Source organism: Tengunoibacter tsumagoiensis (assembly GCF_003967535.1).
GTDB lineage: Bacteria > Chloroflexota > Ktedonobacteria > Ktedonobacterales > Ktedonobacteraceae > Tengunoibacter > Tengunoibacter tsumagoiensis.
On sequence record NZ_BIFR01000002.1, the window covers coordinates 59,695 to 72,129 of the forward strand.

Sequence of the window (12,435 nt, forward strand, 5' to 3'; positions counted from 1 at the left end):
TTAAAAAGCCATTTTGAGCCAATTAATTGCGAGAATCTTCCGCAAAAATTGCAAATTGCACAAAACGGCTGCACAAAGCATACAATCAGGTGAAACAAAAAGAGAACCCAATGAAAGTTAGCTTCTCTTGTGTATTTTGTTCAAAGAGAAATTGCACAAGACTAGAAAAACCGTACGGTTCTCATGGAGAACCACGACAAGAACACAAACCAGAAATAAAATAGATCAAGCCATTTATTATTGCAATCGTTGAAAGGAACACTGTATGCGTACAAGCGATCAAGTAGCAGCATTAGAACCATTTGAAAACATGTTAGTCGTCTCCGAAGTTGCAACATTTCTGGGAGTAAAGCCGGGGCGAATTCACGCCATGATTGAAGATGGTAGCCTGCTTTCACGTTATGCAACCCTACAAGAGACAGCGCAGCTCCTGGCAAGCGGACGAATTAAGGGCGTGCCAGGAAGCGGTATCCGCCTTATCCCCCATTATGCAGCAGCCTTAGCCGCAGATCGCAGAAAGAGAGGCTGGCCAAAAGGGTTAGCCAGGAAGAAAGCTTGAAATCAACGTATACGTGTACGTATACATCTACGTATACGTTTTGATTAACATATGTGTACGTAAACGTATACATCTACGTATACGTTGATTTTTGAGGCCAAAAAGTAGTGGATTTGAGCTCAAATTGTGTTACAATGCAAGTAGACGCGCGTTCTTTATTAAGAGAGGGGCAGGAAAGGTGGGTAAGAAAGAAGTGAAGAAGAATTGTACCTGCGCGGAAGAGCTTGACTGTTGAGTTAATTTACACTTTATTTTTGCACTTTCATTAAGCTTCTATATAAGGAACGGAAAGTACAGAAAGGAGGGGGGAGCTATACTCATAGTCACCTCATTAAGAGTAAGTAGAGTTGACAAAGATATTAGTGAGATAGAGAAGGAACGGAGAAAAACAAAGTAATGAGAGTATTTGCACTTTGTAATAACAAAGGCGGGGTAACAAAAACAACGACTACGGTTAATCTTGGGTATGGACTGGCACGTGCAGGTCGGCGTGTCCTTATTGTGGATACTGATGCTCAGAGCAATAGTACCTATAGCCTTTTGGGGAATCTCGATCAGGAGCATACTCTATTTGACGTACTGATCCACGGTATGAAAATGGCCGATGTTATTCTTCCAACGAAGCAACCAGGTTTATTCGTTGCTCCAAGTTCAATTAATTTAAGCGCTGCCGATCTATTGATGGCCTCTGCACCAGGTCGTGAACGAAAACTAACACGAGCACTATCCCAGATAAAAGATTTTGATTATGTACTTATTGACACTCCTCCTAACCTGGGAGTATTGACAGTCAACGCATTTATCGCCTGCACTGATGTCATTATCCCGATTGCCCTTACCACTTATGCACTTATTGGTATTAGCATTTTAGAGACAACAATGGAAGAGCTGCGGGAGAACCTGGACGTTTCCCTTCCTATCTTTGGAGTGGTGGCTAATCTGGATGACCACACACGACTCAGCAATGATGTACTGAGTGCAGTCCGCCATCATTTTGGAAATCTTGTATTTGACACCGTTGTGCCACGCAACATTAAAGTAGAAGAGGCACACAATCAGATCGCCTGTCTCTTTGATTATGCACCAAACAGTACAGGAGCCCAGGCTTATCTAAAACTTGTGAAGGAGGTATTGGATCGTGCCGAAGGAAGCTAAGAAATTTATTAACCCATTACTCCGACCCAGTCATGATCCAGAGGCCCGGACAGAGAAGATTATACAAACAGAAAAGAACAACGAAGCTGAAAAAGCCGCTCTCGATGTTGAGCGGCCCAGATCACGTGAGCAAGTGGTTGAGCAGCCGATTATTGCTCAGCCAGAGCCGCCAGTAGAGGCAGTTGTAGAAGAGATCATTCAAAGAAAAGAAGATCAGGCTCCCCCTACTTTATTGGTTGATACTCCCGCGCCTTATACGGTCAAAAAGCAGATGCAAGAGACCACTTTCCTTGAAGAGCGGCCATATTCACTACCAGAGTCAGGCGAGCAAGTTGTACCATCAAAGTCGCGACCAACATACCGGGCTACTCCACGCCAGACAGCCAAAGGAGCTGGTCCCGTTCAAGAGTCAACTCCTAAAAAGAGCTCAGGCAAAGAGGTCGCCAGCATATCTGCGCCTTTAGCCGAGGAACCACACTCAACAGAAAACTTTCAGGCCATAGTTGAAGAAAAAACGAATCCTCTGGTCACTGTTAATCAAGAGGAAGAAGACAATGGCTCTGACACCTCACGTCGTAAGCGTGGAGCTGCAACCTTTGAAAACACCCACGAGCGTGTAACCCTCTGGATTGATAAAAGTCTGAAGCAAAGTTTTGACGACCTGGCATATGAGCACCATCTCTCCAAAGCCTCTCTCCTCAACGAAGCCATTAGCGATCTTTTATTGAAATATGATCGTTAAGCCCAAAAGCCATGATATGAGTGGAGATAGGTCTCTATCTCCACCAATCAGGGGCCAGCACTTATCTATGGGGACATGTTCTGATGGAGGGAGGGGCAGTCTCTCTATTCAGGTTATATAATACGATTTTCAACGTATGATCTCTAAGAGATCTGACTTCCTGACTCTCATCCTCTATATAATTTCTTCTCTTCAGTGTTTCTGAGATAGCCTCGTAGACGAGGCATTGACAGACAAGCTGACGTTTGGGAAAGTAAGCAGCGGTGACACCACTTGCTTTCTCAAACATTAGCTTGATGCATATCCAGTGCTGCTTAATTATTTACCATATAATGACAGGATGTCATTACGCTATGAAAGAAGGCCACGCTGGTACATGAGCTTCAGCCGTCCGTCGAGCTCTTGAAGAGCGGTCAGAAACCACACCTGGATACCATGATTTGTTTCATACACAAAAGCTTTGAGTGCGCGGCTCTCAGCCACGTGCCTGGAGATATCGCCCAGGACCACAAGACGCAGTCTATACGTCACAAATTTCTGAATGACATGACCGGCCAGACCAGTCTTAAGTTGAAAGAAATCGTCTTCAAGCCGTTCTACTGGAACAATAATCCACTCAACACCCTGCGACATGGCTTCGCCAATCAGATCCAGGAAATCACGTTCGTTTTTTAGTTTCTCTCCGTCTGGAGTAAGAACAAGAAACTGCACACTTTGAATCGTGGTAAGCGTGTCAGACATTACACCTCCTCTGGTTTTACATTCCATTGTTACTCAGATCTCCAGCCTGATCGTGGCAAGAGCGGACCTCCTTCTGTTTTCTCTTTATGCTTACCAGCTCTTCGCGCACCTTCTGGATCCATTGCAATTCTTTCTCATAAAACGAGATCCAATTTTCAGAAATCATCTTCCAGAGAGCAGTTTCGCGCAGCGTTCTCTGAGGTGAGTCTGTACGAAGGACTTGCTCTCGGAACACCAGCAAATGAATCCGCACTTGCTCTTCATAGGTTTGAAGTAAGGCATCTACCTCCTCATCTGTGAGTTGATTAGCCCAGGCAAGTTGAAGGAGAAAAGCATTCTTCTGGAGAGGCGCTTCTGGTGTCGAAAGAACCCAACTTTTGAGAGTAGCTAAGCCCTTTTCGGTAATAGTATAAATTTTGCGAGAAGGACGTGCCTCCTGAGGCTGAACCTCGACAGAGACCAGGCCCTCTTTATGGAGCTCAACAAGCGGCGTGTATATTTGATTGCTGTTTCCTGACCAGGACAGAATTGCCGACTCTGCAAACAATTGTTTGAGCTCATATCCAGTCAGTGCTCGCCAGCTCAAGAAGCCAAGAAGAGCATATTTAATCGACATCATATGGCATGCCCCACAAAACCACTCTCCTTGAGACAGAATAGGTTAACAGTAATATAGGTTACTACTAACCTATATTACTGTTATATAATCCACCTGTCAACCCCACCATAGCATCCCACCCTTCCACAATCCAGGCAAAAAATTCCACAGGATCATACCCCCTACCCTTCTTCATTGAGAGCTACTATTTTGCCATAACCAGATCAGCGCCCCAACTCATCCTCATTCTCCTGAGATAAACGAAAGGCATTATGATCCAGAACCACACATTTCGCAGCCTCACCCCTTCCCCATCAAAGCAGCCAATCCATCCATTACAGATGTACCTCAGGCCCACGAACCGGCGACATGAATACAAGAAAGCATAGATAACTAAACATATTCATAAGAGCGGCCAAACACCTAAGCGAAACCCCTGAATATAACACACGTACCACAAAGTGAACGAAACCCAAATCTCACCCCACACAACTACACGTTTACGTACACATATGCACCAGACATATAACTGAAAACCCATCAGAGCAAAAAAAACCGCAAACCCACAACAGACGTTTACGTAAACATCCCATAATGAATTGATTAACAGCGTAAACGCGGAAACTAAAAAAAGCAACACGTAAACGTAAACGTAAACGCCTTATAACACCATCTCTTGGCCAGCATAATTACCCACCTCCCTTCAACTAAATGAATAGTACGTAGCGTATATAGTGAACCGCAATAGACGTAACCATAAACAGTTCAGCGAGCCTGGATTAAAAGCTTAAGTATCCTAATTACTTAATGAAGAGAACGTAGACGTAAACGTAAACGTCCACCTGTTTTATGCGAACCTCTCCTTGCATAATTTAGCAATAACGTTTACGTAAACGGAAAATGTAGAAAATTGAAAACGTAAACGTATTTCACTCAAAAAGCGTATACGTATACATACATTGAAAGCAGAGATATCTCCATACACTCTGGTCAAGGCACGTACACATACTTTCACAATAACCCGAGAACGTAGACGTAAACGTCCACGTTCAAACAAACAACATAACATCGATTATAATACGTACACGTATATGTATACGTAAACGTCCACATGAAAGAGGAATGAGAGGTAAATTAATATTGCGCAAATAGAGACCACTCTATAAACGTCTCCATATCCCGAACTAAGAAGTTAAAACACACACATTAGAAGAAAAAAAACAGAGATGGAACCCGTATACGTACACGGAGCAGGAACAGAGATGGAACCCGTATACGTACACGGAGCAGGAACAGAGATGGAACCCGTATACGTTTACTTAAAGATAACCAGCTTTACGTACACGTATACGTAAACTAATATTAAATAGAAAACGAACCCGTTTACGTATACGGGCCCGGAACTGATGCAACTATGTTTACGTACACGTAATATGAACGAAGTTCTAGTAACGATCACACAGGTATACATGACCTGCGCTGAGAATGATCTCGTCTATGTAACGTATGCGTGATTAGAATAGAGATGGAATCTGTATACGTAAACAGATGCCTGATCAAGAACACTCTCCTAAACCTAAATGGATGCTGAACTAAAAATAACTATGTGTACGTCTACGGAATACGGATTGAGACTGAAATGTGTACGTAAACGTATATTCTGGTAATGATCATATCCGTAGACGTATACGTATATTGAATAGAGGAAGAACCCGTGTACGTATACGGATTCTGAACTGATGTAGTTACGTACACGTACACAGATTTTTAGTAACGTTTGTATCCGTATACGTAAACATGATCTGAGCTGCGACTAATCTCGTGTACGTAAACGTGTTTGTGATAGAAAACTATTCTGTAGATGTACACGGAATATGAATTGAGCCTGAAACGTGTACGTAAACATGATCTTAACTGAGAAAAAATACGTATACGTATACGTATACGTTTGTGTCCAGGAGATAATCAGGTATACGTAAACGTGATTATGAATGAAGATGTATATGTAAACGTGACTAAGTCTGAAAATAAAGACGTAAACGTAAACTGAGCCAAAGATAAAGAGGTAGACGTAAACGTTCTCCCAATACAGGTATGTAAACGGTACCTGAACTGATGTAATTACGTGTACGTACACGACACTGACTTCTAATAACGATTATACTCGTATACGTAAACATGATCTGACCTGTGACTAATCTCGTGTACGTAAACGTGCTCGGAATAGAGAACAACTCCGTATACGTACACGGAATATGGATTGAGAGTGCAACGTGTACGTAAACATGATCTGAGCCGAGAACGAATTCGTGTACGTCTACGTATACAGTTGTTCCCGAGAATTAGCCAGGTGTACGTAAACGGAACATGAGCTAAAGATCACTATGTATACGTAAACGTATTTTTAATAAAGAACAACTCTGTATACGTAAACGGAATATGGATTGAGAGTGCAACGTGTACGTATACGTATGAGTAGTCGAGACCTAATCTCGTGTACGTACACGTAATTATGAATGAAGAACAACCCTGTGTACGTACACGTATGTTCTAGTAACGATCATACCCGTAGACGTACACGTATGTTGAATAGAGAATGAGCTCGTGTATGTATACGTGTACGTAAAGCTAGTGCCGATGATATCCGTATACGTAAACATGATCTGAGATGCACATAACCTCGTATACGTAAACGTAATCTGAGTTGAGAACAAATATGTGTACGTAAACGGAACCTGAGCTAAAGATCACTCCGTGTACGTATACGAAGTTCTAGCAACGTTTATATCCGTGTACGTAAACGTGTTTTTAATAAAGAACAACCCTTGTATACGTACACTGAATATGGATTGAGAATGAAACGTGTACGTATACGTATGAGTAGTCGAAGGCTAATCTCGTATACGTACACGTAATTATGAACGAAGAATAACCCCGTGTACGTATACGGAACTTGAGCTAAAGATCACTATGTGTACGTAAACGTATTTTCTGTAATAATCATACACGTTTACGTACACGTCGATTCAGTAAATAGCTGGAAATTTTACGTGTACGTAAACATATTTCTCAATAACAATCATATCCGTACACGTAAACGTGAACCGAGCTAATGTGAATACGTGTACGGATATAATCTGCTTTGCTTATAACCTCGTGTACGTAAACGTGCTTGCGATAGAGAACAAATCTGTATACGTAAACGGAATATAGCTTGAGACTGGAACGTATACGTATACATGATCTGAGCTAAGAACAAACGTATACGTACACATTCGTTCCCTGAGAATTAGCCAGGTGTACGTATACGTTCTCCCAATATAAGATAACTATGTATACGTAAACGGAAACTGAGTTAAAGATACGTAGAGGTGTACGTAAACGTATGTTTCTGGTAATGATCATACCCGTAGACGTAAACGTGATCTGAGTTGTAAATAATTTCGTATACGTATACGTGCTTGTAATAAAGAACGAATCCGTGTACGTATACGGGACCTGAATGCAGAACAAAATATGTGTACGTAAACGGAATATGGATCGAGGCTGGAATGTATACGTTTACGTGGATTCAATAAATAGCTGGAACGTGTACGTATACATAATCTGGGCTGAAAACAAATGTGCGTACGTCTACGTACACGTTTGTGGTTGAGAATTAGTCAGGTGTACGTAAACTTTCTCCCAATACAGAATAACTACGTAGACGTAAACGGAGTCTGAATCAAAGATCAGGATGTGTACGTAAACGTGATTATGAAGAAGAACAAATCCGTGTACGTCTACGTGATTATGAAGAAGAACAAATCCGTGTACGTCTACGTAGGTTCGATAAATAACAAAAATGCATACGTATACGTTCTGCTCAGACAAAATAATTTCGTATACGTAAACGGACGCCATCCTGATAATGAATCTGTGCCCGTGTACGTATACGGAACTTTAAGCAAGGTGAAATATGTATACGTACACGTATGACTGGTCACGATTACATTACGTGTACGTAAACGAGATAGGAGTTGAAGATAACAACGTGTACGTCTACGTAGTTGTTAAATGAAAGTCTAATCTGTGTACGTAAACGTGCTTTTAATAGAAAACCAATCTGTATACGTATACATAGGTTCAATGAATGGCAAAAACGTGTACGTAAACGGAACCTGGACGAAGATGAAATATGTATACGTATACGGATTCGGATTACTGCTGATAACCAGTCTCGTAAACGTAAACGTGACTTGAGTTAAAGATGCTCAGGTGTACGTAAACGTATTACTAGCGATGATCATCCTGTATACGTAAACGGAAGCTGAAGGGAAGAGGATCCAGGTATACGTAAACGTATCTCTCGTAGTGATCGGGCTTGTGTACATATACAAGTCCTGATTATAGAATGTATACGTAAACGTGGTTTGAACGGAAGTTGGCATAGTGAAAACCTGCTGCAAGTTGTTGTGGTTTGAACCTGCATGGTGAGGCGGTTTTTTTTCTGGCTTTAGCTCTTGCTTCAATAGGGAACAATCCTGCATATGTAAAGAGGGTCTGTTCTGTTAATGCAGGAGTATCCGTGTACGTAAACGGATACTCATTGGAGAAGCAGTACGTGTACGTAAACGTATTTTTAGCAATGATCATACTTGCGTATGTACACGGAAATTGAGCTGAGAATGAATCCGTATACGTAAATGTTGTTCCAATAAATAGTGAAGGTGTGTACGTAAACGTGATATGGGCTGAAAAAGTTCTGTGTACGTAAACGTGATTTGAATAAAAGTACTTATCTGCAGATGGGGGACTGATGAATAAACTTGTAAATGGAGATATGCCTTTGGCGATGAATGAGCCTGTGTATGGATACGGATGTTGAATTGGGAATGAATGAGGAAATATGTTTTCCAACGAATAGTCAATATGTATACGTAAACGTTTTTTCATTATTATTATCCGTAGACGTAAAACGTAATCTGGACTGAGCGTGATCTGCACTTTTGTGGGCAGGATGAATGGGTGGATCAGGCTATCTCGTTTTCAGATTGAGAATGGCTGATCTCGTCTGAAGATGCATAATGTGGCTTGAACTAGCTGGTTATCTTGAATGGTGGCTATCGCTGCGCCGATCCAACGAGAGAGCTGGTCCAGGTAAGCTGTTGAGTTGCTCTGATGTGGAATAAAGCTCTGCAACATTAACTTGTCCAATGTGTGATTGAGGGGTCTCTGTTGCAGCTTTTTTTGAGAGAGGGTACTTGCAAGAGAGGGGAGGGGGAGATCAGTTGGCGCTATTAAAAAGCAGAGGTGCATGAAAGGTGGGGGAGATAGTAGAGCGCATATCAGCTCTACTATCTTTCTTATAGTTACTATGTGCTTTAATAGCGATAGTGATGATGATGATGGTGTCGATGATGATGATATCGATGGCGTGGGCGAGCAGCGAATAAAGGGCGTAGAGCCCATAGGCCCATGGGTGGACGCGATCGATAATAAGGTCGACGACGAAAGCCACGTAACAACATATTTGGGATGCTCAGGATTGCGGCCATTACGAATAGAAAGCCTATAAAAAGGAAGAAAATCATTTCTCTTCTCCTGCATTGTGTGTGAATAGATAGTCTCGGTATTCTATTTATATCAACGCATGTCAGAAGAGAATATCAAATCTTACCCTTTATTCTTTGCGACTGCGATCCAGCGCCCTGAAATGGCTCCCTGATTATGGGGATCTAGTCTGAGTGCTCGGTCATAGGAGTCAATGGCTTCTGCAAATTTGCCGAGCCGGGTATAGTTATTCCCTTTTTCGACATAGAGAGAGATGTTATGTGGATCGAGCAGAATTGCCAGATCAAAGGCTTCATTTGCCTCTTTGTAACGTTTTAGCCAGCTCAGGTTATAGCCTTTGACAATTTGAGCCTGGATATGCTGAGGTTGAAGCTGTAGGGCTTTTTCACAGGCAACCAGTGATTCTTTAAATCTATGAAGTTCGTTCAGGCTATCGGCTTTCCAGTAGTATGCATCGGCAAAATCTGGTGCTAAGTTGATCACGTGCTCAAAGATCCCGAGAGCCTCCTGGTGTTCTTTAAGGCGATGGAGCAGCTTACCCTTTTCAAAATGAGCTGTGATATGGTTAGGCTCTAAACGTAATGCCTGATCAAGGGCTGCCAGTGCTTCAGAATAACGTTTAAGCTCTATGAAATTATAGCTTTGCGCCAGATAGACTTTGATATAATAAGGATCAATCAGTAAGATCTGCTCACAGATCTCCAATGACTCCTCATAGCGCTGCAATTCATAGAGGGCGTCGCTTTTCCAGTAGTAGGCTTCGATCGATTGCGGATCAATACGGATCGCCTGTTCAAAGGGAAAGAGAGACTCTTCGTAGCGTTGTTGTTGATAAAGAACTTTACCTTCTTCAAGCCAGAGCTCTTTTGGTTTTTGAGGCACAATTGATGGTGTCTCGATCACTCTTTTGGGTTTTTGCAGGGCTGCTATGAAGGCTGCAACATCTTCGTGTCGATCCCGCCTCTCTTTAGCAATCGCTTTCAGGATCGCCTGATTGGCATAATCTGGTATGAGTGGATTGATCTGCTGTGGCGGAACTGGCTCTTCTGTGGCATGTTTAAAGCCGAGCGCAATAAAATCGGGGGCACTAAAAGGTGGCTTACCAGTTGCCAGCTCATAAGCGATGCAACCGAGTGAATACTGATCACTTTCACGGCTAATTGAGCCACGAAATTGTTCGGGCGACATATAGAGTGGGGTCCCGGCTACAGTGGTATATTTGATACTACCAGTTGAGAGAACAGTGGCGATACCAAAGTCTGCCAGCACTGCTGTATGCGTATCTGTAAAGAGAATATTATCTGGTTTTAGATCGCGGTGAATAATTTTTTGTTGATGTGCATGTTGAAGAGCCTGGCCCACCTGCGTCAAAATATTCTCTGCCAGATCCCAGGGAAGCGTACGTCCAGTAATCTTTTTTAAGCGTTCTCGCAAAGAGCCATGGGCAGCATAAATAGCGAGAAGGTAGGGATACTCAGCCCCGAAGCCTACCTGTGTAAATCCAACGTCCAGGAGTGATAAAATATAAGGGTGACGCAATTGTTCCAGGAATTGGGCTTCCTGGATAAATTGTTGCCGTTCCTGTTCAGAACCTAAGAAGGTATGTAGAATTTTGATGGCGACTGTCCGCTCGGTTAAAATATGATGTTGGGCCCGATAAACCGTCCCAAAGCCGCCTGTTGCAATCTTCGCAACAATCTTATAATTGCCTATCTCTTTCCCAATAATTCCCTGCTCAGTCGCCATAGTATCCTTCTCTCAGCCTAAAATGGACTCATAGCTTTGCCTACTCTAGTATAGCGTTAATAAGCAGGGGTAGCAAGCGGATTGGCGGCAAATCGGGACATTTGAGCGAATTTTTGTCAAATCTCTTCCTTCACCAGTGGAGCCATTTCTCTCTTCTTAACATTGGTTCCCTCTGAAAATGAAGCCTAAAGAGCCTTTTTTGCGTATTCATCTCAGTGAGGTTCCTGGTTACGTGCGTATTGAGAGTGAGGTTTATTTTTACGATGCCAAAGAGTAGACGAAAAAGTGCCCCTTTACAGAAAAAATATAATCAACAGATTGAACAACAGATTGCTGCTATCGCTGATCCCGTCAATCAGAATATCGAGACAATTGCTCGTATTCACCATCAGATGGAGAGTGAGATTGATCATCATCAGCGCACAATTGAAAAAATTACTGCTCTTTTGAGTCGTCCAGCTTTTCTTTATTTTATTATTGTCGTCATGGTCAGCTGGATAATGGCTAATCTCCTGTTGATTTATGTTGGCCTTCATGCGTTTGATCCTGAGCCGTTTACCTGGCTATTGGAGACGATTAATATTGGCTCCTTCTTGCTCACTACCGTTGTGCTGATTACTCAGAATCGGCAGGGGAAAGTAGCGGAACAAAGACGCCATCTCGATCTGCAATTTTCAATGTTGATTGAGCAGAAAGTCACAAAGATTCTTACCATGCTAGAAGAGTTACGCGATGATCTCCCACAAGTAGAGTCGCGCTTAGATCCAGAAGTTGAAGCTATGAAGCATCCCGTTGATCCACATCAGGTTTTGAATTCTCTCGACCAGATGCTCAAAGAAGATCTTCTTGATGATGAAGAGAATGTTCTGTGATGTCTGGCCTGCTCTCCAGGATCTCTTCAGACAAGATCCTGTCTGAAGTTTATACAATTGCGTGCACCAGAGACAACGGTTGAAATGTTCGGGCATTTTTCTTTTCCATCTTATTCCTTCTGTTGCGTTTTTGTGTTAAAGTACTACCATAGTGAGACAGAAAGGGAGAGCTTCTCTATGCGTTGGGAATATTGCCATCTACGCGATATGGGAAATGATGAGATTGTCTATGTGCTCTATCGCACCCATAATCCGAAGGTGAAACGTATCACTGAACATGATAATCAGACCTGGCAAACGCTGATTGCCGCGTTGGGCGAATTAGGCTGGGAGGCCATTAATATTGCGCTTGATGCTGAAGGGTATCGTACCTGGTTCTTTAAACGTCCTATCCAGCCAGACAATAATTACCTCACCATTTAGTCTGCATTACGGCGTTTAACTGGTTAGTTGGATCATTGATTGCTCT

General features: G+C 42.5%; 9 protein-coding genes. 5 read left to right on the forward strand and 4 right to left on the reverse strand.

What is annotated here, in order from left to right; all coding sequences use genetic code 11:
• Nucleotides 1-265 precede the first annotated feature (265 nt).
• From EL628_RS21310 to EL628_RS21320, 3 genes are all read left to right on the forward strand, one after another.
• Nucleotides 266-559: a hypothetical protein gene (locus tag EL628_RS21310; protein ID WP_126582035.1), complete on the forward strand. Its 294-nt coding sequence runs from the start codon at nucleotides 266-268 to the stop codon at nucleotides 557-559.
• A 396-nt stretch (nucleotides 560-955) separates the two neighbouring features.
• Complete coding sequence (locus EL628_RS21315; RefSeq protein ID WP_126582036.1) at nucleotides 956-1,714, forward strand: ParA family protein; 759 nt, start codon at nucleotides 956-958, stop codon at nucleotides 1,712-1,714.
• On the forward strand, nucleotides 1,698-2,456 hold the full coding sequence (locus tag EL628_RS21320; RefSeq protein ID WP_126582037.1) for a hypothetical protein: 759 nt from the start codon (nucleotides 1,698-1,700) through the stop codon (nucleotides 2,454-2,456). The genes EL628_RS21315 and EL628_RS21320 overlap by 17 nt, the downstream gene beginning before the upstream one ends.
• A 351-nt stretch (nucleotides 2,457-2,807) precedes the next feature.
• On the opposite strand, the gene EL628_RS21325 is transcribed toward EL628_RS21320, so the two are convergent.
• The 4 genes from EL628_RS21325 to EL628_RS21340 all read right to left on the reverse strand — a co-directional run bounded on the left by EL628_RS21325 (nucleotide 2,808) and on the right by EL628_RS21340 (nucleotide 11,094).
• Nucleotides 2,808-3,197 carry a DUF4180 domain-containing protein gene (locus tag EL628_RS21325; protein WP_126582038.1) on the reverse strand — a complete coding sequence of 130 codons (390 nt, stop codon included), beginning with the start codon at nucleotides 3,195-3,197 and terminating at the stop codon, nucleotides 2,808-2,810.
• A gap of 16 nt (nucleotides 3,198-3,213) precedes the next feature.
• Entirely contained in the window at nucleotides 3,214-3,816 is a 603-nt protein-coding gene (locus EL628_RS21330) for a PadR family transcriptional regulator (RefSeq protein WP_218028975.1), read from the reverse strand.
• Between the two features lie 5,245 nt (nucleotides 3,817-9,061).
• Complete coding sequence (locus tag EL628_RS21335; RefSeq protein WP_126582039.1) at nucleotides 9,062-9,295, reverse strand: hypothetical protein; 234 nt, start codon at nucleotides 9,293-9,295, stop codon at nucleotides 9,062-9,064.
• 155 nt (nucleotides 9,296-9,450) lie between these two features.
• Nucleotides 9,451-11,094, reverse strand: coding sequence for a serine/threonine-protein kinase (locus tag EL628_RS21340; protein ID WP_126582040.1), 1,644 nt, complete (start codon nucleotides 11,092-11,094; stop codon nucleotides 9,451-9,453).
• 263 nt (nucleotides 11,095-11,357) lie between these two features.
• On the opposite strand from EL628_RS21340, the gene EL628_RS21345 reads away from it, so the two are divergent.
• Both EL628_RS21345 and EL628_RS21350 read left to right on the forward strand, forming a co-directional pair.
• Nucleotides 11,358-11,966, forward strand: coding sequence for a DUF1003 domain-containing protein (locus EL628_RS21345; RefSeq protein WP_126582041.1), 609 nt, complete (start codon nucleotides 11,358-11,360; stop codon nucleotides 11,964-11,966).
• A gap of 177 nt (nucleotides 11,967-12,143) precedes the next feature.
• The gene (locus EL628_RS21350; protein ID WP_126582042.1) at nucleotides 12,144-12,389 is read left to right on the forward strand and encodes a hypothetical protein; all 246 of its coding nucleotides are present in this window, start codon (nucleotides 12,144-12,146) and stop codon (nucleotides 12,387-12,389) included.
• The last annotated feature ends 46 nt before the right edge of the window (nucleotides 12,390-12,435 follow it).